Source organism: Rhodococcus sp. 21391, assembly GCF_016772255.1.
In the GTDB taxonomy this organism is placed as follows: Bacteria; Actinomycetota; Actinomycetes; order Mycobacteriales; family Mycobacteriaceae; genus Rhodococcus_F; species Rhodococcus_F opacus.
Window position 1 is genome coordinate 1,651,443 of the sequence record NZ_CP063781.1, and the last position, 23,694, is coordinate 1,675,136.

The 23,694-nt window shown below is 69.1% G+C and carries 23 protein-coding genes; 15 read left to right on the forward strand and 8 right to left on the reverse strand.

Annotated features, from left to right (window positions below):
- Nucleotides 1-16: 16 nt before the first annotated feature.
- From ectA to GO592_RS07810, 5 genes are all read right to left on the reverse strand, one after another.
- The gene (gene ectA / locus GO592_RS07790) at nucleotides 17-529 is read right to left on the reverse strand and encodes a diaminobutyrate acetyltransferase (protein ID WP_039952348.1); all 513 of its coding nucleotides are present in this window, start codon (nucleotides 527-529) and stop codon (nucleotides 17-19) included.
- A 151-nt stretch (nucleotides 530-680) separates the two neighbouring features.
- On the reverse strand, nucleotides 681-2,780 hold the full coding sequence (locus GO592_RS07795) for a RecQ family ATP-dependent DNA helicase (protein ID WP_007299464.1): 2,100 nt from the start codon (nucleotides 2,778-2,780) through the stop codon (nucleotides 681-683).
- A gap of 56 nt (nucleotides 2,781-2,836) precedes the next feature.
- Nucleotides 2,837-3,703, reverse strand: a complete 867-nt coding sequence (locus tag GO592_RS07800) for a ribokinase (RefSeq protein WP_007299465.1) — start codon at nucleotides 3,701-3,703, stop codon at nucleotides 2,837-2,839.
- A 9-nt stretch (nucleotides 3,704-3,712) separates the two neighbouring features.
- Nucleotides 3,713-5,182 carry an MFS transporter gene (locus tag GO592_RS07805; RefSeq protein WP_007299466.1) on the reverse strand — a complete coding sequence of 490 codons (1,470 nt, stop codon included), beginning with the start codon at nucleotides 5,180-5,182 and terminating at the stop codon, nucleotides 3,713-3,715.
- 243 nt (nucleotides 5,183-5,425) lie between these two features.
- Nucleotides 5,426-6,526, reverse strand: a complete 1,101-nt coding sequence (locus GO592_RS07810; protein WP_007299467.1) for an NADH:flavin oxidoreductase/NADH oxidase — start codon at nucleotides 6,524-6,526, stop codon at nucleotides 5,426-5,428.
- 114 nt (nucleotides 6,527-6,640) lie between these two features.
- Between GO592_RS07810 and GO592_RS07815 the strand changes: the two genes are divergently transcribed.
- The 12 genes from GO592_RS07815 (at nucleotide 6,641) to GO592_RS07870 (ending at nucleotide 17,694) form a co-directional block, all read left to right on the forward strand.
- Nucleotides 6,641-7,921, forward strand: a complete 1,281-nt coding sequence (locus GO592_RS07815) for a glutamate-5-semialdehyde dehydrogenase (RefSeq protein WP_005261287.1) — start codon at nucleotides 6,641-6,643, stop codon at nucleotides 7,919-7,921.
- 60 nt (nucleotides 7,922-7,981) lie between these two features.
- Entirely contained in the window at nucleotides 7,982-8,863 is an 882-nt protein-coding gene (locus GO592_RS07820; protein WP_005261286.1) for an AAA family ATPase, read from the forward strand.
- A 10-nt stretch (nucleotides 8,864-8,873) separates the two neighbouring features.
- Complete coding sequence (locus GO592_RS07825) at nucleotides 8,874-10,334, forward strand: vWA domain-containing protein (RefSeq protein WP_007299468.1); 1,461 nt, start codon at nucleotides 8,874-8,876, stop codon at nucleotides 10,332-10,334.
- A 64-nt stretch (nucleotides 10,335-10,398) separates the two neighbouring features.
- Nucleotides 10,399-11,049: a nicotinate-nucleotide adenylyltransferase gene (nadD, locus tag GO592_RS07830; RefSeq protein ID WP_005261284.1), complete on the forward strand. Its 651-nt coding sequence runs from the start codon at nucleotides 10,399-10,401 to the stop codon at nucleotides 11,047-11,049.
- Nucleotides 11,050-11,084: 35 nt separating this feature from the next.
- Nucleotides 11,085-11,510 (forward strand): ribosome silencing factor, encoded by a 426-nt coding sequence (gene rsfS / locus GO592_RS07835; protein ID WP_005248044.1) that lies wholly within the window; start codon nucleotides 11,085-11,087, stop codon nucleotides 11,508-11,510.
- Nucleotides 11,507-12,166, forward strand: a complete 660-nt coding sequence (locus GO592_RS07840; RefSeq protein WP_005261283.1) for a histidine phosphatase family protein — start codon at nucleotides 11,507-11,509, stop codon at nucleotides 12,164-12,166. The genes rsfS and GO592_RS07840 overlap by 4 nt, the downstream gene beginning before the upstream one ends.
- Nucleotides 12,153-12,950, forward strand: coding sequence for a diglucosylglycerate octanoyltransferase (octT, locus tag GO592_RS07845; protein ID WP_007299469.1), 798 nt, complete (start codon nucleotides 12,153-12,155; stop codon nucleotides 12,948-12,950). The genes GO592_RS07840 and octT overlap by 14 nt, the downstream gene beginning before the upstream one ends.
- 4 nt (nucleotides 12,951-12,954) lie before the next feature.
- Complete coding sequence (locus GO592_RS07850; protein WP_005563505.1) at nucleotides 12,955-13,821, forward strand: DegV family protein; 867 nt, start codon at nucleotides 12,955-12,957, stop codon at nucleotides 13,819-13,821.
- 70 nt (nucleotides 13,822-13,891) lie between these two features.
- A complete protein-coding gene (locus tag GO592_RS07855; RefSeq protein WP_007299470.1) occupies nucleotides 13,892-14,755 on the forward strand; it encodes a ComEA family DNA-binding protein in 864 nt (287 codons plus the stop codon).
- Entirely contained in the window at nucleotides 14,755-16,311 is a 1,557-nt protein-coding gene (locus GO592_RS07860) for a ComEC/Rec2 family competence protein (RefSeq protein ID WP_039952358.1), read from the forward strand. Before GO592_RS07855 ends, GO592_RS07860 begins: the two co-directional genes overlap by 1 nt.
- A 52-nt stretch (nucleotides 16,312-16,363) precedes the next feature.
- On the forward strand, nucleotides 16,364-17,329 hold the full coding sequence (locus tag GO592_RS07865; protein WP_005560615.1) for an LLM class F420-dependent oxidoreductase: 966 nt from the start codon (nucleotides 16,364-16,366) through the stop codon (nucleotides 17,327-17,329).
- Between the two features lie 194 nt (nucleotides 17,330-17,523).
- Nucleotides 17,524-17,694, forward strand: coding sequence for a hypothetical protein (locus GO592_RS07870; protein WP_007299472.1), 171 nt, complete (start codon nucleotides 17,524-17,526; stop codon nucleotides 17,692-17,694).
- Between the two features lie 10 nt (nucleotides 17,695-17,704).
- On the opposite strand, the gene GO592_RS07875 is transcribed toward GO592_RS07870, so the two are convergent.
- A complete protein-coding gene (locus GO592_RS07875; protein ID WP_007299473.1) occupies nucleotides 17,705-18,433 on the reverse strand; it encodes a GAF and ANTAR domain-containing protein in 729 nt (242 codons plus the stop codon).
- A 133-nt stretch (nucleotides 18,434-18,566) separates the two neighbouring features.
- On the opposite strand from GO592_RS07875, the gene GO592_RS07880 reads away from it, so the two are divergent.
- Together GO592_RS07880 and GO592_RS07885 are read left to right on the forward strand one after the other, a co-directional pair.
- A complete protein-coding gene (locus tag GO592_RS07880; protein ID WP_007299474.1) occupies nucleotides 18,567-20,117 on the forward strand; it encodes a carboxylesterase/lipase family protein in 1,551 nt (516 codons plus the stop codon).
- Nucleotides 20,118-20,163: 46 nt separating this feature from the next.
- Entirely contained in the window at nucleotides 20,164-21,273 is a 1,110-nt protein-coding gene (locus GO592_RS07885) for a carboxylate-amine ligase (RefSeq protein WP_039952360.1), read from the forward strand.
- Here GO592_RS07885 and GO592_RS07890 read toward each other — a convergent pair.
- Entirely contained in the window at nucleotides 21,266-22,021 is a 756-nt protein-coding gene (locus GO592_RS07890) for a hypothetical protein (RefSeq protein WP_007299476.1), read from the reverse strand. The genes GO592_RS07885 and GO592_RS07890 overlap by 8 nt on opposite strands.
- Nucleotides 22,022-22,139: 118 nt before the next feature.
- Between GO592_RS07890 and holA the strand changes: the two genes are divergently transcribed.
- The gene (gene holA, locus GO592_RS07895) at nucleotides 22,140-23,117 is read left to right on the forward strand and encodes a DNA polymerase III subunit delta (RefSeq protein ID WP_005261272.1); all 978 of its coding nucleotides are present in this window, start codon (nucleotides 22,140-22,142) and stop codon (nucleotides 23,115-23,117) included.
- A 70-nt stretch (nucleotides 23,118-23,187) separates the two neighbouring features.
- Here holA and rpsT read toward each other — a convergent pair whose 3' ends face one another.
- Complete coding sequence (rpsT, locus tag GO592_RS07900; protein ID WP_005248015.1) at nucleotides 23,188-23,448, reverse strand: 30S ribosomal protein S20; 261 nt, start codon at nucleotides 23,446-23,448, stop codon at nucleotides 23,188-23,190.
- Nucleotides 23,449-23,694 lie beyond the last annotated feature (246 nt).

The window sequence follows — 23,694 nt, forward strand, 5'->3', positions numbered from 1 at the left end:
CCTCCGGGGCATGCTCTTAGCCGATCGTGTACAGATCTTCGGCTTCGTGTCCATCGGGAAAATCGTTTGGGGAGAACAGTTCTTGCTTGTTGATCGCCGTATCTCGGCGACGCGCCAATGCTGTGAACAGCGCGATCGAGGCCTCGTTGTCGGGGCTGATCGTCGTTTCGAGATGGGTAATCCCTTCGGGTGCAAGTCGGTCGAGTAGCGCGCTCAGCATGCGACCTGCAATTCCCTTGCCGCGCTGGTCTGCGTCTACGGCTACTTGCCAGACGAACAGCGTCGCTGGGGATTCGGGGCGGATGAACCCTGATACGAAACCCACGACGCGCTCGTCGACGACTGCGACGACCGACGAGCGGCTGAAATCTCTACACCACAACAGGTATGCGTAGCTCGAATTGAGATCGAGCACTTCCGTGTTCCTGGCGATCTCCCAGAGCCGGACTCCGTCAGTGATCTCTGGACTTCTGAACAACACCGCGTCCGGCGCGGTGGTCGGGATGGCACTCTTCTCAACAGGCGTCATTGGAAATTCGAACCTAACAACCATCCCCTTCGATTTCACGTGCCTCGCGAAATTGGACAGTTCAGGTGGCGGAGCCTTGCAGGTGAGACGTGCAAAGTGATGCTCATCACATTATGTAACTTTTGGGTGAACCGCAAGCGACACACTTCGCCTATTTGAGACTCGCGAGCGCGAAGGGGAGGACCGACGAGGCACCCGCCGCGCGCAGCGTCCTGGCGGCCATCGTGAGGGTCCAGCCGGTGTCCGTGAGGGTGTCGACGAGTAGCACCGGACCGGCGCCGTCGGGAAGGCCGGGGACCTCCCAGGCGTCGACGAGCCCGGCCACCCGGTAGGCGGAGTTGGCCGCGGACACCGGCGGATGCTCCGGGCGCAGCCGCAGAACCCCCAGGTCGGTGAGGCGTCCGACGGTGGCGAGTTGCCCCGCGATCGACGCCGACAGGAGAGGATGGGTGGCGGATTCGACGGCCATGACAGCGGTGGGCCGCTCGGTCCAGTCCCAGGAGGCCAGCACCTGGATGCAGGCCTTCAGGACGGCGTCGGGGGCGGGCCCGTCCGGTTCGTCGAGCAGGGAACGCAGCCGCTGACCCCAGCCCAGGTCGGACAGCCGGCCCAGGACGCGCCCCGGTTCGGGGCCATCCGTTATCTTCCCGGACAGCGTCACGCCGAGCTTCGCGAGGCCCGTGGGCCACTGTTTACGGGGCGCCAGGTCCACGCCTGGGCGCTCGAGGCGCGTTCTGGTCTGTTGCACCGCCTCGGCGTCCACGGTCGCGTCGTGGCGCACTCCGGTGCAGTTGTCGCACCGCCCGCACTCCGAGGCGCCCGCCGCCAGACCCGGATCGTCGAGCTGCTCGCGCAGGAACGCCATCCGGCACGTGGTGATCCGCTGGTAGTCGATCATCGCCTGCTGCTCGGACTCGCGCGCGCGTTCGAGGCGTTCGTACCGGTCGGCGTCGTACGTCCAGGGCTCCCCGGTGCCCACCCAGCCGCCGCGCACCCGGCGTACGGCACCGTCCACGTCGAGGACCTTCAGGACCATCTCGAGCCGGGTGCGGCCCAGCTCCACCAGCGGCTCGAGCGCCTGCGTGGACTGCGGCCGCTCGGTGTCGAGGACCTCGATCACCCGCCGCACCACGTGCTCCCGGGGGAACGCCACCGAGGCGAAATAACTCCAGATCTGCCTGTCCTCGGATCCGGGCAGCAGGATGACCTCGGCGCGGTCGGTGGACCGTCCGGCACGCCCGACCTGCTGGTAGTAGGAGATGGGGGACGACGGCGCACCGAGGTGCACGACGAACCCCAGGTCGGGCTTGTCGAATCCCATGCCGAGCGCGGACGTCGCCACGAGGGCCTTGACCCGGTTGCCGAGCAGGTCCTGCTCGAGGGTCTCGCGCTCGGCGGCGTCGGTTTGCCCGGTGTATGCGGCGACCGTGTGGCCCTGCTCGGACAGCAGGCTCGCCAGATCCCGGGCCGCCGACACGGTGAGTGCGTAGATGATGCCCGAGCCGGGCAGGCTGTCGAGCTTCTGGGCGAGCCACGCGGCCCGGGCGGTGGCCTCCGGAATCTGCACGACCGACAGGTGCAGCGACTCGCGTTCGAGGCCGCCGCGGAGGACGAGGGTTTCGGCGCCACCCACCCCGAGCTGCGTGGAGACATCGGAGACGACGCGGTCGTTCGCCGTGGCCGTGGTGGCCAGGACGGGGATTCCCTCGCCCAGTTCGGCGATCAGCGTGCGGATCCGCCGATAGTCGGGACGGAAGTCGTGACCCCAGTCCGACACGCAGTGCGCCTCGTCGACCACGACGAGGCCCGCGTCGGCGGCGAGGGAGGGGAGCACCTGGTCGCGGAAGTCGGGATTGTTGAGACGCTCGGGGCTGACCAGCAACACGTCGAGTTCGTTGTCCGCGACCCGGGCGTGGATGTCGTCCCACTCGGTGACGTTGCCGGAATTGATGGTGGCGGCGCGCACGCCCGCCCGCTCGGCGGAGGCCACCTGGTTCCGCATGAGGGCCAGGAGCGGCGACACGATGACCGTGGGGCCGTGCCCGTGCGCCCGCAGGAGCTTCGCCGCGATGAAGTAGACCGCCGACTTGCCCCAGCCCGTCCGTTGGACGACCAGCGCCCGTCTGCGGCCCACCACGAGCGCCTCGATCGCCGTCCACTGGTCGTCGCGGAGGGTGGCGTGCTCGCCTGCCAGCTCGCGGAGCAGCCGTTCGGCCTCGTCACGGAGTGCGGGTTCGGTGGCGGTCGTCATGCCCCCATGGTGCCCGACACGGGTGACACGGAGGATCCGGGCGGCGGCAGGAGCGCTCAGCCGGGCAGTGCCGCCTCGATCTCGGCCAGGGTCGGTGACGACGTGGACGCGCCTCGGCGGGTGGTGGCGAGCGCGCCCGCCGTGCATGCGAACGGGACGGCGGCCGCGGGCCCGCGGCGCCACGAGACGGCCAGGGCGCCGGCGAACGCGTCGCCCGCCCCGGTCGTGTCGACCACCTCGACCTCGGGGGAGTCGGCGTGGATCGCGGTGCCGTCGCTGCCCGCGTAGTCCGCGCCGGACGACCCCCGCGTGGTCACGACGTGGGCGACGGCGCCGATGACCTCGGCGCCGAGTTGCCCGGCCTCGGTCTGATTGACGAGGAGTACGTCGACCAGCTCGACGAGTTCGGGCGGAAGTGTCTGCGCCGGTGAGGGATTCAACATCACGACGGTACCGTGTGCCGCGGCGTGCGCCGCCGCGGCCAGCACGGTGCCCAGGGGTATCTCGAGTTGGCAGAGCAGGACGTCGGCGTCCGCGACGGCCGCGAGTTCGGCCGTCGTCAGGTCCACCACGGTGCTGTTGGCGCCCGCAACCACGACGATGCTGTTCTCACCGGCGGCGTCGACGGTGATCGCCGCGATCCCGCTCGGCCCGTCCACTTCGCGCAGGTACCGCGTGTCGACCTCGGCGTCCACCAGGGCCTGCCGCAGGTCGAGAGCGAACACGTCGGAGCCGACGGCGCCGATGAACGTCACGGCGCCACCGGCCTGCGCCGCGGCGATCGCCTGATTGGCGCCCTTGCCACCGGGGGTGGCGGCAAAGGCGCTGCCCAGGATCGTCTCTCCCGGCGCGGGCAACCGCTCGGCCGCCGTCAGCAGGTCCATGTTGATGCTGCCGACCACGGCGACCCTGGGAGCGGACATATCCCGAGACTAACCCGCGTCGGCGGCTGCCGTCTCCTGTGCGGGTGTCGCGGACGCGTCACCCTTGGTGCGGCGGAGACGCTTCAGGATGCGGCGGGCCTCGGCGTCCGTGGCCACGGCGGGCGGCGAACCCTCCAGCGGCTTCCGGGCGGTCTCGGAGATGAGCAGAACCGCGATACCGCCGATGACGGCCGCGACCATCATGTAAATCGGCGCGACGAGGTCACTGCCCGTCGCGTCCTGCAGCGCCGTGAGGACGAGGGGGGTGGTGCCACCGAAGATCGACACCGCGAGGTTGTATCCGATCGCCAGCCCGCCGTAGCGGATTCCGGTGGGGAACAGCGCGGGAAGGACCGACGGGAAGACGCCGACGAACAGCAGCAGCAGCCCGCCGAGCATCGCGAGGCCGACGAAGACGGTGAAGTAGTGCCCGACACCGATCAGCAGGTACGCGGGCAGCGACAGCGCGAAGAATCCGACGAAACCGGCCAGCAGCAACGGTTTACGACCCACCCGGTCGGACAGCTTTCCGACGAAGCTGATGCACACCATCATGATGAGCATCACGATGATCATGAGGACGAGGCCGTGCGACTCGTCGTAGCCGAGCGTGTTCGACAGGTACGTCGGCATGTAGCTGAGCAGGCCGTAGTGCGCGATGTTGTACGTGGCGACCAGGATGACGCACAGCACCAGCGGACGCCAGTTCTCCACCAGGGTCTCGCGCAGTTTACGTCCCGTGGATTCGTCTGCGAGCGAACGCTCTTCGGCCTGCTCCATCTGCTGGAATGCAGGCGTCTCCTCGAGCCGCAGCCGCAGGTAGAGGCCGATCAGGCCGAGCGGACCGGCGAGCAGGAACGGAATTCGCCACGCCCAGTCCACGAGCGCGTCGGCGCTGACCACGGTGCTGATGATGGTGACCAGGCCCGCGGCCGCGACATACCCCGCGAGGGTTCCGAATTCGAGGAAGCTCGAGAAGAACCCGCGGCGCTTGTCCGGCGCGTACTCGGCGACGAACGTGCTGGCACCGCCGTACTCGCCGCCCGTCGAGAATCCCTGCACGAGCCGGAACAGCACCAGCAGAATCGGCGCCGCGAGCCCGATGGATCCGTAACTCGGGATCAGGCCGATGGCGAACGTGCTGCCCGCCATCAGGATGATCGTGGTGGCGAGCACCTTCTTGCGGCCGATCCGGTCACCGAGCGGACCGAAGAACAGCCCACCGAGGGGACGGACGATGAACGCCGCGGCGAAGATCGCGAACGTCGACAGCAACTGTGCGGTACCGCTGGCCTCGGGAAAGAACACCTTGCCGATGGTGGTCGCGAGGTAGGCGTACACGCCGAAGTCGAACCACTCCATGGCGTTACCGAGCATGGTGGCCTTGACGGCTCGTTTGACGGAGGCCTCGTCGGTGACCGTCACATCAGGTGATTCGGCCACCTCGGCCGACGTGATCGAGTGATCTGGTGCATTCATGTCGTGCGCTCCCCAGCGCAGTTATCACCCGCGCGGGGCACGTACCTGATGCACGCATCTTTTCGTCGCCCGCACGGCGATTGCTGGTCGGGTTCGGCAACCCACGGCCCTTCGGCGCGATGCGGCCCCCGCCGATCGGCTCTGGCTCGTGGCTCGGTCCCGCCCCACCGTCCGGGGTGCGGGACTACCAGCTGTAAGAGCGATTACCGTAGCAAAGGATGTGCGGGCTTGTCGGCCCGAGCCTCAGTACGCCCGTGCGTACTGCGCCGGAATCTGCGGCGTCACCTGGGCATTCAATACCAGTGCGGCTTTTCGCGGCCAGTACGGGTCGCGCAGCAGTTCGCGCCCGAGGAACACGGCGACGGCTTCTCCCGACTCCACGATCCGCTCGGCCTGCTCCGGCTCGGTGATGAGCCCGACGGCGGCGGCCGGGACCGTGGTCTCGTTCTGGATGCGGCGGGCGAACGGGACCTGGTAGCCGGGCCCGATCGGGATCCGGGCGGACGCGACGCCACCGCTGGAGACGTCGACGAGGTCGACGCCGAGGTCGACGAGGGCCTGCACGAGGGAAACGGTCTGATCCGGCGTCCAGCTGTCCGCGTCGAGGCCGGGCTCCTCGGACAGCCAGTCGGTGGCCGAGACCCGGACGAAGACGGGCAACTCGGCCGGCCACACCCCGCGTACCGCGTCGACGACCTCGAGCAGGAGGCGAATGCGGCCCGCGAAACTGCCGCCGTACTCGTCGGTGCGGTGATTGCTGACCGGTGAGAGGAACTGGTGCAGCAGATAGCCGTGTGCCGCATGGATTTCCACCACCTTGAAACCGGCCCGCGACGCCCGCTCGGCGGCGGCGGCGAAATCGGCGACCACCTTCCGGATGTCGGCGGTCGTCGCCGCGGCCGGCGGGGTGTGGTCGCCGAAACCGATCGCGCTCGGCGCCACCGTCTGCCAGGACAGCCGATCGTCGCCGTCGAGGCTCCCGCCCCCGCGCCACGGGACGTGCGCGGAGCCCTTGCGCCCGGCGTGACCGAGCTGGATGCCCGGGACCGCGCCGAAGTACTCGAGCTGTGCGTTGATCTCCGCGAAGGCCTCGGTCTGGGTGTCGTTCCAGATGCCGAGGTCGGCGGGACTGATGCGGCCCTCCGGGCTGACGGCCGTCGCCTCGGTGAGGATCAGGCCGGCACCGCCGATGGCGCGCGTCACGAGGTGCGTCCGGTGCCAGTCGTTGGGAACTCCCACGTCGCGGCCCGTCACGTCGGCCGAGTACTGGCACATCGGTGCCATCCACACCCGATTGGGGACGGTGACTCCGCGGAAGGTGATGGGTTCGAACAACACGCTCACTACAGCACTCCTGCCTCTGATGGTCTCGACCAGTCGCAACCTGCGCGGGGGACCAAATCATTCCCGGTCGTTCCCGCTCCGCGGTGTACAGGCCCCGGTATATAGGCTGTCTTCATGACTGCAGTGACTTCCACCTCGTCGGCCGGTGCCACGGTGGATACCCGTGAAGCCGTCCACGCAGCGGCCCGTCGCGCCCGCACCGCGTCGCGGGTCCTCGCGCTGCTCACCACCGCGCAGAAGGATGCGGCGCTCCATGCGGCGGCCGACGCCGTGCTCGCCGCCTCCGCCGACATCCTCGCCGCCAACGCGGCCGACATCGAGACGGCCCGGGCGTCGGGCACCGAGGACTCCCTGCTCGACCGCCTGCGGCTGACCCCGGAGCGGATCGAGGGGATCGCGTCCGGACTGCGCCAGGTGGCCGGTCTGCCCGACCCGGTCGGTGAAGTGGTGCGCGGCTCGACGCTCCCCAACGGTCTCGAACTTCGTCAGCTGCGGGTCCCGCTCGGCGTGGTGGGCATGGTGTACGAGGCCCGCCCCAACGTCACCGTCGACGCGTTCGGGCTGGCACTGAAGTCCGGCAACGCGGCCCTGCTGCGCGGCTCCTCGTCCGCGGCGAAGTCGAACGCGGCGCTGGTGGTGGCGTTGCGGGCCTCGCTGGCGGCGCAGCAGCTGCCGGAGGACGCGGTGCAGTTGCTGCCGAGCGACGACCGCTCCAGCGTGACGCACCTGATCCAGGCCCGCGGCCTCGTGGACGTCGTCATTCCCCGCGGCGGCGCCGGCCTGATCAGCGCCGTGGTGCGCGACGCGACAGTCCCGACCATCGAGACGGGCGTCGGCAATTGCCACGTCTACGTCCACTCGGCGGCCGACCTGGAGATGGCCGAGCGAATCCTGCTCAATTCCAAGACGCGACGACCGAGTGTCTGCAACACCGCGGAGACGGTGCTGATCGACGCCGCGATCGCCGAGACGGCGGTGCCGAAGCTGCTCCAGGCCCTGCAGACGCACAGCGTGACGGTCCACGGGGACCTGCCCGGACTGGTGCCCGCGACCGAGTCGGACTGGTCGGAGGAGTACCTCACCCTGGATGTGGCGCTCAAGGTCGTCGACGACCTGAATGCCGCGGTCGAGCACATCGACCGCTACGGAACCGGCCACACCGAGGCCATCGTGACTTCCGACCTCGCCGCCGCCCGCGAGTTCACCGCCCGGGTCGACGCCGCCGCCGTCATGGTCAACGCGTCCACCGCCTTCACCGACGGTGAGCAGTTCGGATTCGGCGCCGAGATCGGGATCTCCACGCAGAAACTGCACGCGCGCGGCCCGATGGGGCTCCCCGAACTGACCTCCACCAAGTGGATCGTCTGGGGTGACGGGCACACCCGCCCGGTCTAGACCTTCGCCCACCCTTCCCTCCAGCCCCTCTGCCCGTCACCCCTTCTGAAAGGAGCGAGCGTGGACCGCGCACTGCCCACCACGACGCCGTTCTTCGCGAGCGTCGACGACGTCATCGCTCGGCTCGCCGAAACCGGGTACCTGTCCGACAAGGGCACCGCGACCGCGGTGTTCCTCGCGGACAGGCTCGGAAAACCCCTGCTCATCGAGGGTCCCGCCGGAGTCGGTAAGACCGAACTCGCCCGCGCCGTCGCCGAGACCACCGGCGCCGAGCTGGTGCGGTTGCAGTGCTACGAGGGCGTCGACGAGGCACGCGCGCTGTACGAGTGGAACCACGCGAAGCAGATCCTGCGCATCCAGGCGGGCAGCGATCACAGCTGGGACTCCACCAAGGCGGACGTCTTCTCGGAGGAGTTCCTGCTGTCGCGGCCGCTGCTGACCGCGATCCGGCGCGAGGACCCGACGGTGCTGCTGATCGACGAGACCGACAAGGCCGACGTCGAGATCGAGGGCCTGCTCCTCGAGGTGCTCAGCGATTTCGCGGTCACCGTCCCCGAACTGGGCACCATCACGGCTACGCGGAAGCCGTTCGTCGTCCTCACCTCGAACGCCACCCGCGAATTGTCGGAGGCACTCAAGCGCCGCTGCCTGTTCCTGCATCTCGACTTCCCCGACGCCGAACTCGAGCGGCGGATCCTCGCGAGCCGGGTGCCGGAGCTGCCCGAGGCAGTGGCCGAGCAGCTGGTCAGGACCATCCGCGTGCTGCGCGGCATGCAGCTGAAGAAGCTGCCGTCGGTCGCCGAAACCATCGACTGGGGTCGCACACTCCTGGCGCTCGGGCTCGACACCCTCGACGACGACGCCGTCCGCGCCACGATGGGTGTCGTCCTCAAACACCAATCCGACCAGCTACGGGCCGCTGCCGAGCTGCGACTGAACTGAAGGACTCCCCATGGCTGCTGGTGGTCCACTCGCGTCCCGGTCGAAGCCGGGCGGTCCCGCGGCGCCGCACGGGCTGCCGGGGCATCTCGTCGACTTCGTCGAGGCGTTGCGGCGGCGCGGCATCATGGTCGGACCGTCCGAGACTGTCGACGCCGGTCGCGTGATGTCGGTCCTCGACCTGCTCGACCGCGAATCACTGCGCGAGGGTCTCGCGTGCGCGCTGCTGCGGCGACCCACCCACCGGCCCACGTTCGACGCGCTGTTCGAACTCTGGTTCCCGGCGGCTGTCGGAAGCCGGGCGGACGGGGCCATCGACACGAGTCTGCCGCGGAACGCCAAGGGTGAGATCGACTACGATGCGCTGCGCGAGCTGATCGTCGAACTCCTCACCGACGGCTCGCCGGAGGCGATCGAGCTCACCGAACTCCTGACCGCGCAGATGGTCGAGGAACTCGGGCAGTACCAGTCGGCGAACGGCCCGTCGTTCTCCGCGTACCAGGCGCTGCGGGACGTCGCACCGGAAACCCTGCTGAAGAAGATCCTCGACGGACTCCTGGGCAATCAGCAGGACGGCGAAGCCCGAACGACGGAAAGCTACGAATCCGAGGTGGCCAAGCGCACCGCCGCCCAGCGGATCGCCGACTTCCGGAAGATGATCGAGACGGAGACGCGGCGACGGTCGGCCGAGAACCTCGGCAAGGAACGGGTGGCGTCGTACGGCGTGCCCCGGCTGGCCGAGGAAGTCGACTTCCTGCGCGCGTCCGACGCCGAACTGACGGCACTGAAACGCAACGTCACCCCGCTGGCCCGGTTGCTCGCCAGTCGGCTGGCCGTGCGGCGCAGCCGCAACCGGGCCGGTTCGATCGACTTGCGCCGGACCCTGCGCAAGTCGATGTCCACCGGCGGTGTGCCCATCGACCTCGTCCAGCGCAAGCCCCGGCGGGCGCGCCCCGAACTGGTCGTCATGTGCGACGTGTCGGGTTCGGTCGCGGGTTTCAGCCACTTCACCCTGCTGCTCGTCCACGCGCTGCGCGAGCAGTTCTCCCGGGTGCGGGTGTTCGCGTTCATCGACACCACCGACGAGGTCACCCGCTTCTTCGACGCGGGAGCCGACCTCGGCAGCGCCATGTCGCGGATGATCCGGGAAGCCGACCTGGTCGGCTACGACGGGCACTCCGACTACGGCAACGCGTTCGGGGTGTTCGCCGAACGGTTCACCCAGAGCATCACGTCGCGGACGTCGCTGCTGGTGCTCGGCGACGGCCGCAACAACTACCGCGACCCGAATCTGGAGGCCCTTGCCCGGCTCGTGTCGGTGGCGAAGCACGCGCACTGGCTCAACCCGGAGCCCCGCGGTCAGTGGGGAACGGGCGACTCGGCGGCGAAGGTGTACAACGAGGTCATCAGCATGCACGAATGCCGATCCGCTCAGCAGCTGGCGTCGGTGGTCGCCGGGTTGCTGCCGGTGTGAACACGTAAGCTCGTCACTCGTGGAACAGGGAGCAGCGGGCGCGCGTCGGCGCCGCCTGGGAGTCATGGGCGGCACCTTCGACCCCATTCATCACGGTCACCTCGTGGCAGCCAGTGAGGTGGCAGATCGATTCAGCCTCGACGAGGTCGTCTTCGTGCCCACCGGCCGGCCCTGGCAGAAACAGGGCAAGGGCGTCAGCCCGGCCGAGGACCGGTACCTGATGACGGTCATCGCCACCGCGTCGAATCCGCGTTTCTCCGTCAGCCGGGTGGACGTCGACCGGGAGAAGGTCACCTACACCGTCGACACTCTGCGTGATCTGCGCAGCTACCACCCGGACGCCGAGCTGTACTTCATTACCGGTGCGGACGCCCTGGCGAGTATCCTGTCCTGGCAGGACTGGGAGGAACTGTTCTCGCTGGCGAAGTTCGTCGGGGTGTCGCGCCCGGGATTCGATCTCAACACCGAACATCTGGCCGGTCACCTGGACGCGTTGCCGGAGGACGCGGTCACGCTGATCGAGATCCCGGCTCTGGCGATCTCCTCGACGGAATGTCGGCGGCGTGCCAGTCGACACCGTCCTGTGTGGTACCTCGTGCCGGACGGTGTGGTCCAGTACATCTCCAAACGGAACCTGTACCGGCCACCGGACTCCGAGCGCCTCGACGGCGCAACGACGATGTCCGAACCGGCCCCGGACAAGACCAAGAGTTAGTCAGCACTTTTCGAACCGAACTGGGAGAACATCGCGTGAGCGCAACGACCGAAGCCATCGAGATGGCACGCATCGCGGCAGTGGCTGCCGACGAGAAGCTGGCCTCCGATGTGGTGGTGCTCGATGTTTCCGAGCAGCTGGTCATCACCGACTGCTTCGTCATCGCCTCCGCCCCCAACGAGCGACAGGTCAACGCGATCGTCGAGAACATCGAAGATCGACTGCGTGAGGCAGGTCACAAGCCGGTGCGGCGCGAGGGCACCCGCGAAGGCCGTTGGGCACTGCTCGATTTCGTGGACGTCGTGATCCACGTCCAGCACAACGAGGAGCGCAACTTCTACGCACTCGACCGGCTGTGGAAGGACTGCCCGACCGTGCCCGTCGAGGGTCTCGGGCTGCACGGCCCGGCCGACGCGAACGGTGCGGGCACCGCCGCCGAGGCGGAGGAGTCCGAGCTGTGACGGATGCCCCCCGCGCCCCGCGACGTCTGATCCTGCTTCGACACGGGCAGACCGAGTACAACGCCGACAATCGCATGCAGGGTCAGCTCGACACCGAACTGTCGGAGCTGGGGCGGTCGCAGGCCCGCGCCGCCGCCACCGCGCTCGTCGGTCGCAGACCGATCTCCATCGTGTCCTCCGATCTGCGGCGGGCCTACGACACCGCGGTGGAGGTCGGCGACAACGCCGGTCTGCCGGTCCAGATCGACGAGCGCCTCCGCGAGACGCATCTCGGTGACTGGCAGGGGCTCACGCACCTCGACGTCGACGCCCGCGCACCCGGCGCCCGCGCCACGTGGCGCGGCGACGCGACGTGGGCACCGCCCGGCGGGGAGAGTCGCATCGACGTCGCCCGCCGCAGCAAGCCGGTGGTCGCCGAACTCGTCGAGAAGCACGAGGACTGGGCGGAGAAGCCGGTGGTCCTGGTTGCGCACGGCGGTGTGATCGCCGCGCTGACCGCCGCCCTGCTGGATCTGCCCGTCGACCGCTGGCCGGTGCTGGGCGGGCTGGGCAACACCAGCTGGGTGCAGCTGAGTGCGTACGGAAACCCCGATTCGCTCAACTGGCGCCTCGACGTGTGGAACGCTTCTGCGAGTGTGGCCAGTGACGTCCTCTGACGTGGATGCCGGCTCGGGGGAACGCCCCGTCCTGCTCGTGCTCGCCGATTCGCTGTCGTACTACGGACCCAAGGGCGGTCTCCCGTCCGACCACCCCGACATCTGGCCCAATATCGTTGCACGTCAACTCGGTTGGGATGTCGAGTTGGTGGCGCGGATCGGCTGGACCAGCCGCGACGTGTGGTGGGCGCTGACCCAGGACCCACGCGTGTGGTCGGCGGTTCCCCGCGCCGGTGCCGTCGTGTTCGCGGTCGGCGGCATGGACTCCCTTCCGTCCCCGCTCCCGACGGCGCTGCGGGAACAGTTGCGTTACGTCCGCCCGCCCGCGCTGCGCCGCGTCGTGCGGGCCGGCTACCAGTGGCTTCAGCCCAGGCTGTCCCCGCTGGGATGGCCGGTGGCGTTGCCCCCGCGGCTGAGTGTCGAATATCTGGAGAGCTCACGGGCGGCGCTCGAGTACATGCGCCCCGAGTTGCCCGTCATCGGGACCCTGCCGTCCGTGCATCGCAGCGAGGCCTACGGCAAGGTGCATGCGGGCCGCCCCGGTGCCGTTGCCGCCATCACCGCGTGGTCGGAGGAGAAGAACGTGCCCCTCGTCGACCTGGCGGAGGCGGTGCGCGCCAACGTCTTCAGCGATCAGGGTAATCCGGACGGCATCCACTGGGGCTGGGACGGACACACCGAGGTGGCCGCGGCGATGCTGACCGCGCTCCGCGCGGCGGGAGTCGTTCCCGACTCCGCCGAGGGTGCGGTTCCGGCCGACCCGGTGTCGAGCGGAGCCGAGTAGTCCGATGCCCGTCGTCGTCGTCACCGATTCCTCGGCCTCGATCCTGCCCGAACTCGTCGAGCAGTACGGGATCCAGGTGGTCCCACTCCATGTCCTCAGCGGCGGCCAGGATTTCCGGGAGGGAATCGACGCGCTCCCCGAGGATCTTGCCGGCGTCACCACGTCGGGCGCGTCGCCGAGCGAGCTGTCCGAGGCGTACGCGACAGCGCTGGAGCTGAGTGAGGGCGCAGGCGTTCTCGCGGTGCACATCTCCCGGCAGCTGTCCGGAACGTGGGAGGCAGGTCGTCAGGCGGCACAGGAATTCGACGGCCGGGTGCGGATCGTCGACTCCCAGTCCGCCGGAATGGGATTGGGCTACCCGGTCCTCGAGGCCGCGCGGGCCGCGAAGGACGGTGCGAACCTCGAGACGGCGTACCGGCGGGCGGTCGACGTCGCGAGCCGCGGGCGTTGCCTGATCGTCGTGGACAGGCTCGATCAGTTGCGACGCGGAGGACGCATCGGAACCGCCGCCGCACTGCTCGGTACCGCACTGGCGATGAAGCCGGTGCTGCATCTCGTGGACGGCCGGCTAGTTCTGAAGGAGAAGACGCGCACGTCGACCAAGGCGATGGCCAGGATGGTCGACGCCGCGGTGGAGCTGGCAGGTCTGGACAGGACGGCCGTCGCTGTGCATCACATGCACGCCCGGCAGCGCGCCGAAGCGGTGGCGCAGCAGCTGAAGGACCGAATTCCGCAGGTCAGTGACCTCGTCGTCACCGATTTCAGCTCGGTGATCGGCGCCCACGTGGGCGTGGGCGCCATCGGCATCGTGCTGTGCCCGGAACCCGCCCTGCACCACGAAGACCGCGATTCATCCACAACTTCGCACTGATCCACAGGCCGATTCGGAAAGCCTGGTCGTCGCGGCAATTCTGTGGGCGGCGCCCTTTACCGTCGCCTCCATGGGCATCAGGGAAGAACGTTCGAGGGGCCGGACCCGGCTCGCGTTCCTGACGTCGGGGGAACGCGATGCGGTGCCGCCCGACACACCGGCGGCGCCGGAGTGGCTGGCCGAGCCGAGCGGAACCGTCCTCGACGGCGACACGACGTGGTCCGCCGACCGCCGACGGGGCGGATTCTCGCTGCCGGACCGGTGGCGGGACGCACGATTCGATCCCGGGCGGACCGGGGCGTTGGTGCTGATCGTGGTGGGAATCGTCGTCGCGACGGCCACCGTGCTCGGCGTGCGCAGCGATCGTCCGGAGACGCAGGCCGTTCCGTCGTTACCCGCAGCCGGAGTGCATTCCCTGACTCCGGCACCGGCGACGACGACTCCCGCCGCGGCGGCGTCGGCACCCGCCCCGGCGGAGGAGATCGTCGTCAGCGTCGTGGGACTGGTGGCCTCGGCCGGTCTCGTCCGGCTGCCACCGGGCTCCCGGGTCGCGGACGCTCTCGCCGCTGCCGGGGGAGTGCGCGACGGCGGTGACACCCTCGGATTGAATCTGGCTCAACGACTTTCGGACGGCGATCAGGTGCTCGTAGGTGCCGCGACCACCCAGGCGCCACCGAGCGCGGTGGGCGGTGCCTCCGCAGGATCGCCGGGGCCCGCCGGCGCACCGGCCGCCACGGGCGGAGGGCTCGTGAACCTCAACACGGCGACGGAGACGGAACTCGATGCACTTCCCGGTGTCGGACCCGTCACGGCGGCGGCGATCGTCGCGTGGCGCACGACCAACGGCAAATTCACCGACATCTCGCAACTGGGGGAGGTGGACGGGATCGGGCCGGTGCGGCTGGAGAAACTGCGCGGCCAGGTCACCCTGTGATGCGAAACAACGAACCGCGGCTCCTCGACCTGCGGCTTCTTCCGTTCGCCGGGATGTGCTGGGCAGCAACGCTGATCGGTATCCTCGGAGGCTCCCGGGCGGCGTGGGTCCTCGTGGCGATCCTGTCGGGAGCGGCGGTTCTCCTCGCCGCGGGATGCGCCCTGCGGGGGCCGGGACGGTGGACGGCCGGGACGTTGGCGGTACTGCTGTTCGGGTCCTGCTGCGCTGCAGGGGTGGCCTGGCGGGTTCAGGCCGCGGAACGGCACCCGATGACCGAACTCGCCCGGAACGAGACGTGGGTGACGCTCGTCGTCACCCTTGCCGACGATCCCCGGGAGATCGCCGGCTTCGGACGACACGTCCTCGTGAACGCGAACGTCGTCGAGATCCGCCGGGCCACCGAGACGATCCACTCGGGCGGTGCGGTGGTCGTCCTCGCCCCGGCGGACGGGTGGCTCGGACTGCTGCCGGGACAGGCTGTGATCCTGCGCGGGCAGGTGAGCCCTCCGCGGCACCGGGACCTGAGCCTGGCCGCGGTCCGGGTGTCCGGACCGCCCGCGGACGTCGGTCCCGCGCCACCGCATCAGCGGTGGGCAGGCGCCCTGCGTGCGCGGTTCGCCGCTGCCGCCGCCGTCCTGCCTGCCGACGAGGCACGACTGTTGCCGGGGCTGGTGGTCGGAGACACCTCGGCGCTGCCCCGGGAGGTGAAGGACGATTTCACCGCGACCGGACTGACCCATCTCACGGCGGTGTCCGGGGCGAACGTCATCCTGCTGGGCGCGGTGCTGCTCGTGGTCCGAGCGGTGGGACTCGGTCCCCGCGCGGGTGCGGCGCTGGCTGCCGCGGCGCTGATCGCATTCGTGGTGATCGCGCGACCGTCACCCAGCGTGCTGCGCGCCGCGGCGATGGGCTCGGTCGCCCTGCTGGCGCTCGTGACCGGACGGCGGAAACAGGCGATGCCCGCGCTGGCAGCGGGTGTCATCGCCCTGCTGGCGTGGTCACCGGGGTTGGCGGTGGACTTCGGCTTCGTTCTCTCGGCAACCGCCACTGCAGGGCTGATCGTGATCGCGCCGGTGGGGGTCGACGTGCTGGTGGGCCGCGGCTGGCCGCGGGCGGTGGCCGAGACGGTGGCGGTGTCCGTCGCCGCCTTCGCCGTCACCGCTCCGATCGTGGCCGCGATGGCGGGGACGGTGAGCCTGGTGTCCATCTGCGCGAACATCCTGGTCGCCCCCGTGGTCGGCGTGATCACCGTGGCCGGAGCGGTCACCGCGCTGATCGCAGGGGTCAGTGTTCCCGTCGCGGAAGTGGTGGTGCGCGTGACCCAGTGGCCGCTGTGGTGGCTCGTCACCGTGGCCGAGCGGGGCGCGCGGATTCCGGGTGCCTCGATTCCGGTGCCCTCCGGGCCCGCCGGTGCGGCGATCGTCCTCGGTGCCGTGGTGGCGCTCGGTGTCACGCTGCGCAGACGCGGACCCCGGCTGGTGCTGGCGGGAATCGCGATCGGCGTGCTGGTGCTGTGGGCGCCGGTCTGGCCGTCGTCGCTGGGTCGCCTTGTGTGAGCGCGCCCGAATCCGGGAAACCTTCGCAGAACTCGAGGAAAGGGACGACGACATGCAGGTGGGGTTCAAGTTGATGGCCGAGACGTTCGATCCGCGGGAGATCGTGCGGCAGGCGGTGGAAGCCGAACGGGCCGGCTTCGACTTCGTCGAGGTGAGCGATCACTATCACCCCTGGCTCTACAGTCACGGACATTCGGGATTCGTGTGGTCGATGCTCGCGGCCGCCGCGGCACGGACCGACCGGATCGGTCTGGCGACCGGTGTCACCTGCCCGTTCGTCCGATATCACCCCGCGATCATCGCGCAGGCCGCGGCCACGACCGCCGTCCTCAGCGAGGGCCGGTTCACCCTGGGACTCGGTTCGGGGGAACGGCTGAACGAGCATGTCGTCGGTGGCGGCTGGCCGTCGGTGACCACCCGGCACCAGATGCTTCGTGAGGCGATCGACATCATCCGCCTGCTGTGGTCGGGCGGCTACCACTCGTACGAGGGCAAGCACCTCACCCTCGACGACGCACGCGTCTTCGATCTGCCCGACGTGCCGCCCACGATCGCGGTCGCTGCGGGCGGCACGGAGGCAGTCGGGATCGCCGCGGAACTCGGCGACGGCCTGTTCGCCACCGAAGCGGATCCGGACCTCGTGAAGGCCTATGCCGGGGCCGGTGGGTCGGGGCCGAAGTACGGGGAGGTGCCCCTAGCGTGGGCGCGTGACGAGGAATCCGCGGTCGAGTCGGCGCATCGGTTGTTCCGGTTCGGGTTGACCGGATGGAAGGTTCAAGCGGAACTGCCGAATCCGATCAACTTCGAGGCGGCGGCGTCGTCGATCCGCACCGAGGACGTCCGCGACGCCATGGCGTGCGGTCCGGACGTCCGGCGGCACCTCGAGGTGGCAGGCACTTTCGTCGATGCCGGGTTCGATCATCTGGCGCTGATCAACGCGGGGCCGGACGTCGACGGCTTCTTCGAATTCTTCGCCAACGAGTTGAGTGAGCCGCTGCGAGCGCTGGCAACATCCTGATATATGTTGTGCCGCTGTCACTTTCGTCTCCGGAGTGTGCCGCTCGGCACGCTCGGTGCGACGGCGGCGGAACGACGTCTGTATCGTTTCGACTTCGATTCCCGATGTGCGTATGCGACACCGAAACACCGACTACCATCCGGTGGCAGATGTTGAGGTGAACGGTCTTGGAACGCACCCGCATTGGAGGGCGAATGTCGGAATCGGAGCGGACAGATCTCGATGTGGACGACGAGCTCGACGCCGGGCAGGTGTGGAGGGCGCAGCGGGTCGTTGCTGCCCAGTCACTCGACGCCGAAGACTGCCGCATGCTCCTGTCCATGCTCGGCATCGCGGGTAACCCCGATACGCCGGAGGTGGACTGACTGACAGCGGTCAGGTCACCTTCCGGTGATGGTGAGCGACGATTTCCTGCGCCACCTTCGCCAGTTTGAGATTCATGTCCTGCGAGGTGGTGCGGAGAATCTCCATCGCCTGAGTCTCGGGAATGTTGTGGAACGCCATCAGCAGACCCACGGCCTTCCCGATTTCACGGTTGCTGGCCAGGCCGGCCCGCAGTGTCTCGGCCTCGGCGTGCTCGTGGACGGCCGCCAGCGCCACCGCCGCGAACGATGCGAGCATGATGCCCTGCTCGACGGACGTGGTGTTGAGGGCTCCCGCCGTGTCGGAGAACAGATTGAGGGCGCCGACCTTGCGCCCGAGGATGACCATGCGAAATCCGGCCGCACCGCGCACCGGCGTGTGGGCCAGCACCCGCGCCGACAGCCGCGGCCACTGCGACGTGGTGGAGAGGTCCGTCTCGAACTGGGGCGTGTCGCTGACGATGGCATCGACGCACGGTCCCTCGTTCTCGTCGCGCTCGTACTCGTCGACGCGGGCGGCCACGTCGTCGCTGGACGCGGCCGTCACGTAGCGGGATCCCTCCCGGAGCATCAGGCTCGCGTGGTCACAGCCCTCGACGAGTAGTGGCGCGGCGTCGCAGATGGCTTGGTGGACGTGCCCGAAATCCTGACCCGCGTAGAGAAGATCGGCGAGGGTCGCGAACGTCGCGGCCGACCTGCCGACAGCCTGCGAGCGCGTCGTATCGGGCACTGTGTCTCGCATCGGTTCCTCCAGCGTGCGGGCATGCGCCCGGCTCACTGATTCAGTCTGCCAGAGAGGGCGGTCGCTGCAGGTCCGGGCCGGAGGAATTCCCGATCGGACTCCGGGGGCGGTCGTCCCGGGCGAAGATGACGGCATGGTTTCGCGCACCGAGGACCCACAGGTGATCATCGGCCAGGGGACGCTGCGGGGTGTCCGCCTCGACGGCGTCCGGTCATGGAAAGGCATTCCCTACGCCGCGCCGCCGGTCGGCGAGTGGCGGCTCCGCGCCCCGCGCGCGCCCGAACCGTTCACCGGGGTGCGCGACTGTTCCCGGTTCGGTTCGATCGCGCCGCAGAACGAGCACGGCCCGCTGCCCATCGACCCCGGACTGACCATCGACGAGGACTGCCTGACCCTGAACGTCTTCGCCCCCGCGACGGACACGGAGCGACCGTGGCCGGTGATGGTGTGGATCCACGGCGGGGCGTATTACCTCGGTTCGTCCGGACAGCGCATGTTCGATCCGACTCGTCTGGTCGAACGCGGCGACGTCGTGGTCGTCACGTTCAACTACCGGCTCGGTGCGCTGGGATTCCTGGACTTCTCCTCGTTCTCGACCGAGAAGCATCCGTTCGACACGAACCTGGGCCTACGCGATCAGATCGCGGCACTGACCTGGGTCCGCGACAACATCGCGGCATTCGGCGGCGACCCGGGTGACGTGACGCTGTTCGGGGAGTCCGCCGGTGGCGGCGCGGTCACCACGCTGATGACGTCCCCACCGGCGGAGGGACTGTTCCACCGTGCGATCGCCGAGAGTTCGCCCGCGACGTCCGTGTACGGCAGTGACCGCGCCGCGAGCATCGCCGAATCGTTCCTCGAGCTGCTCGACATCGCGCCCGCCGACGCGAGCCGACTCCGCGACCTGCCCGTCGACGTGCTGACCAAGGCCTGCGTCGAACTCGTCCAGCAGGTGCCCGCACGGGTCCCCGGCACCCTGGCGGTTGCCCCGACCGTCGACGGCGACGTGCTCCCGCACTACCCTGTCGCGGCATTCCGCACAGGCCTCGCACACCGGATTCCGCTGCTGATCGGGACGAACAAGGACGAGGCGTCGATGTTCCGGCTCATGAAGTCGCCCCTGATGCCCATCACCCCGGACGCCGTGCATCAGATGTTCGTGGCGATCGCCGCCGATCACCCCGACCTCCAGGCAGACGAGGAGCACGAGGTGGCGGCCGCATATCCCGACTATCCGAAGAAACGCTCGGCCATGGAGATCTCGCGGGACGCCGCGTTCCGAATGCCGACACTGTGGATCGCGGAAGCGCACAGCCGCGTCGCCCCGACCTGGCTGTACCGCTTCGACTACGCGACACCGTTCCTGCGCGCCGCGCGGATCGGCGCCACCCACGGCACCGAGGTGCCGTACGTCTTCGGGAACTTCGGTGTGGTCCCGCACGACCCCACGTTCAAGCTCGGTGGGCACCGAACCGCCGGTCACGTGTCGGAGCGGATCCAGCGACGGTGGCTGTCGTTCGCCACCGAGGGCACCCCGGACGGAACGGGAGAGGAGGTCGGCTGGCCGCGGTACGACGAGGCGGATCGCACGACCCTGCTGATCGGCAAGAACGACGCGGTCGTCGCCGATCCCGACCGGGAACTCCGCCGGGCCTGGGGTGAGGAAGTCATCGGTTTCACCTGAGCGGCGGCCCCGGTTTCGTATCCGCGGAACGGGGGATACCTCCTGAATGAGCGCTGCAGCAACGGAATCGGGTCGCGACCTCAGTGTGGGAGTCGAGGAGGAGTTCTTCCTCGTCGACGAGTCCGGTCACCTCTCCGCCGCGGGACCCGACGTGGTGACCGAGGCCGGCCACGACATTCACGGGCTTCAGCGTGAACTCGCCCGATGCCAGATCGAGACGGCGACGGGTGTGTGCCACACGGGGGAGGAATTGCACGAGGAGCTGCGCAGCCTGCGCCGCCGGCTGGCGAAGGCCGCCGCGGGCCGCGACCTGTTGCTGCTGCCCAGCGGGACGTCCCTGGTCGTCGAGGGATTGCCCCCGGCGATCACCCCGAGCCCGCGGTACGAGGAGATGGCCCGCCACTTCGGGTCGATCGTGGACACGGTGACCACGTGCGGCTGCCACGTGCACGTGGGGATCCCGAGCCGCGACGTCGGTGTGCAGGTGAGCAACCTGGTCCGCAGTTGGCTGCCCGTGCTGCTCGCGCTCGCCGCGAACTCCCCGTTTCACAGTGGGCACGACACGGCCTATCACAGTTGGCGGCACATCATGTGGTCGCGGTGGCCGTCGGCGGGACCGCCGCCGCATTTCGACTCCGCGGACGAGTACGAGGCGACGGTCGGCGCCATGATCGGAACCGGTGCCGCCATGGACCGGGGAATGATCTACTGGCACGTCCGGCTCGCCGACAAGCAGCCGACCATCGAGGTCCGGATCGCGGACGTCGCCATGACCGCGGCGCACGCGGCGCTCTACGCGGTGGTCGTGAAGGGGCTCGTCGGGTGGGCGCTCCAATCGCTGGACGACGGCCTCACCGTGCCGTGGCTGCGCGCGGAGCTGCTGAGGGCGCAGTTGTGGCGCGCGGCCCGTGACGGACTCGACGGGGAATGCACGAGCCCGGCCGCGGATCGGGCCCTGCCGATCCGCCGGCAACTGGAGTTGCTGAACGACTGCGTGGCCCCGGGGCTCGGCGCGAGTGATCGGGCGTTCCTCGAGTCGGGGCTCGACACCGTGTTGCGCGAGGGAACGGGCGCCGAGCGGCAACGGGCCGAGTTCACGCGGGTGGGCACGCTGGCGGCGGTGGTCGACCTCCTGACGCGCGAAGTGGTCAGCTGACCGGGGGTGGCGGAGGCAACTCGGTGACGCCGGCGGTGGTGGAGCCGATGTAGCCGGGATGCAGCAGTCCGGCGGATCCGATGCCCGTGAGCAGGGCACCTGCGCTGGTGTCCGGTCCGGTGCGCAGCGGACCGGGGTCGTCGATCAACGCCTCCACGGTCGCGGTGTCGACCAGGGTGAGGTCGATGCGCTGCCCGACGGGTTGGTAGACGGCGAGGACGACCGGATCGGGGTAGTGGGCGGCGGTGCGGCGCATGACGTGGAACGCGGGGTCGGTGCCCAGGGCGAGCACGGTGACCTCGGCGAACGACGCGAGCCGGTCGGCGAGCGCGCGGCCGGCGGCGTTGCGCCACGTACGCCCGTACAGGGTGAGCGCGTCGGACAGGTGACGCTGCTCGTTCTCACCTCGCGGGCTGCCGCCCGCCGGGTCGAGCAGGGCCCGCCACCGGTGTTCGTAGAAGTCGCACGCCGTGTCGAAGTCGCCGTCGGAGCCGGCCGCCGCAAGGTCGCGGTACGAGGGCGATGCGGGTTCGAGGACGGATCGACCACCCGCGAACAGTGTCTCGGCGTGCCCGGAGGCCGAGCAGCGGGTCACCAGTTGCACCGACCATCGGCGGAGCAGCCCGTCGCGGCAGGTGTACCGGAAACTCAGTTCGTACCGGTGCCCTGCCGCGCGATCGTCGTCGAGGTCGATCATGTGCGCGTAGTCCTCGCGGGTGACGCCGTCCACCTCGGTTTCCGCGGTCATATGATCGAGTGTCCACCGCCGACGCGACCGCTGCGTGGCGATCGCCCGTGTTCGGCCTGCTCGGTCCCGGTTCCGGGGTGTCGGCGACCGTGTCCGCCCCACGTGGCACGATCTTCGCGTGAGCACTCCAACTCAGCTCGAACAGCTCCATCTGGTCCTCGGTGACGAGGAATTCCTCGTCGAACGCGCGGTGGCGCAGGTCATCGGCCACGTCCGCGCGAACGCGGACGTGGCCGCGGGCGCGGAGCTTCCCGTCAACCGGTTGCGGGCGGGTGATGCCGGGGCGGCCGAACTCGCCGAACTGCTCAGCCCCTCGCTGTTCGCCGAAGATCGCGTGGTGGTGCTGGAGGCCGCGGCGGAGGCGGGCAAGGACGCCGTGGCACTGATCCTGGACGCGGCCGGCGACCCGCCACCGGGCGTCGTCCTGGTGGTCCTGCACTCGGGCGGCGGACGTGCGAAAGCGATGACCGGGGCGCTGGAGAAGCTCGGTGCCGTCGTGCACCCCTGCGCCAAACTGAAGTCGGGCGACCTGATCGGGTTCATTCGCGGCGAGTTCCGCACCCTCGGGGTGCGGGTGTCGCCGGAAGTGGTGCAGAGCGTGTTCGAAGGAGTCGGCTCGAATCTGCGCGAACTGGCCGCCGCGTGCTCGCAACTCACGGCCGACACCGGCGGAAAGATCGACGTCGCCGCCGTCCAGCGGTACTACTCGGGCAAGGCCGAGGTGAGCGGATTCGACGTCGCGGACAAGGCCGTCGCCGGCGACACCGCGGGCGCGATCGAGGCGCTGCGCTGGGCGATGCTGCGTGGCGTGCCGCACGTGCTACTGGCGGACGCGCTGGCCGATGCGGTGCACTCGATCGCCCGGGTGGCCCCGGCGGGGCGGGGAGACCCGTTCCGGATGGCGTCGGAACTCGGTATGCCGCCCTGGAAGATCAAGAAGGCGCAGGCCCTCGCGAAGGGCTGGACACCGACGTCGGTGGGGGAGGCGCTGCGCATCGTGGCCGCCCTGAACGCCGACGTCAAGGGCGCGTCGGCCGACGCAGACTACGCCGTCGAGAGTGCCGTGGGCCGCGTCTCCCGACTACGACAGGTCTGACGGAGACACGACAACAGCCGCTCGGTCCGAGGATCGAGCGGCTGTTGGAGAGCCTACGACGGAAGAACCGTCAGATCTTGTTGATCGCCTGCGCGAGAGCAGACTTCTTGTTGGCAGCCTGGTTGGCATGAATGACGCCCTTGCTGGCTGCCTTGTCGAGCTTGCGGCTGGTGGCGACGAGGAGCTCGTTGGCCTTGTCCTTGTCACCGGCCGCCGCAGCCTCGCGGAACGAGCGGATCGCCGTGCGCAGCGAGGACTTCACCGACTGGTTACGGAGTCGGGCCGCCTCGTTGGTACGGATCCGCTTCACCTGGGACTTGATGTTGGCCACGCGTAAAATCCTGTCGTCTTAAGCTGGTTACGGTCGAGAAAGCTCTGGGCGCACACATATGCACCGACAGGCGAGATTACCAGTGATCGGTGTCCGATCTCAAACCGGCGCCGGACGCGCCGACAAATCCTGCGGCTGTGCTGCTGAAGGGGTGTACATGTAGCAGCATGTCTGGGATGACGCCCCCAGCATCGAAGTCGTCAACAGTAACGAAATCGTCGGCAACCTCGAAAGCCCCCGTCCGAA

Coding starts and splice junctions, on each gene's coding strand:
- ectA (WP_039952348.1), bottom strand. CDS start 529: ATGACGCCTGTTGAGAAGAGTGCCATCCCGACCACCGCGCCGGACGCG.
- GO592_RS07795 (WP_007299464.1), bottom strand. CDS start 2,780: ATGACGACCGCCACCGAACCCGCACTCCGTGACGAGGCCGAACGGCTG.
- GO592_RS07800 (WP_007299465.1), bottom strand. CDS start 3,703: ATGTCCGCTCCCAGGGTCGCCGTGGTCGGCAGCATCAACATGGACCTG.
- GO592_RS07805 (WP_007299466.1), bottom strand. CDS start 5,182: ATGAATGCACCAGATCACTCGATCACGTCGGCCGAGGTGGCCGAATCA.
- GO592_RS07815 (WP_005261287.1), top strand. CDS start 6,641: ATGACTGCAGTGACTTCCACCTCGTCGGCCGGTGCCACGGTGGATACC.
- GO592_RS07825 (WP_007299468.1), top strand. CDS start 8,874: ATGGCTGCTGGTGGTCCACTCGCGTCCCGGTCGAAGCCGGGCGGTCCC.
- nadD (WP_005261284.1), top strand. CDS start 10,399: ATGGGCGGCACCTTCGACCCCATTCATCACGGTCACCTCGTGGCAGCC.
- GO592_RS07850 (WP_005563505.1), top strand. CDS start 12,955: ATGCCCGTCGTCGTCGTCACCGATTCCTCGGCCTCGATCCTGCCCGAA.
- GO592_RS07855 (WP_007299470.1), top strand. CDS start 13,892: ATGGGCATCAGGGAAGAACGTTCGAGGGGCCGGACCCGGCTCGCGTTC.
- GO592_RS07860 (WP_039952358.1), top strand. CDS start 14,755: ATGCGAAACAACGAACCGCGGCTCCTCGACCTGCGGCTTCTTCCGTTC.
- GO592_RS07865 (WP_005560615.1), top strand. CDS start 16,364: ATGCAGGTGGGGTTCAAGTTGATGGCCGAGACGTTCGATCCGCGGGAG.
- GO592_RS07870 (WP_007299472.1), top strand. CDS start 17,524: ATGTCGGAATCGGAGCGGACAGATCTCGATGTGGACGACGAGCTCGAC.
- GO592_RS07875 (WP_007299473.1), bottom strand. CDS start 18,433: ATGCGAGACACAGTGCCCGATACGACGCGCTCGCAGGCTGTCGGCAGG.
- GO592_RS07880 (WP_007299474.1), top strand. CDS start 18,567: ATGGTTTCGCGCACCGAGGACCCACAGGTGATCATCGGCCAGGGGACG.
- GO592_RS07885 (WP_039952360.1), top strand. CDS start 20,164: ATGAGCGCTGCAGCAACGGAATCGGGTCGCGACCTCAGTGTGGGAGTC.
- GO592_RS07890 (WP_007299476.1), bottom strand. CDS start 22,021: ATGACCGCGGAAACCGAGGTGGACGGCGTCACCCGCGAGGACTACGCG.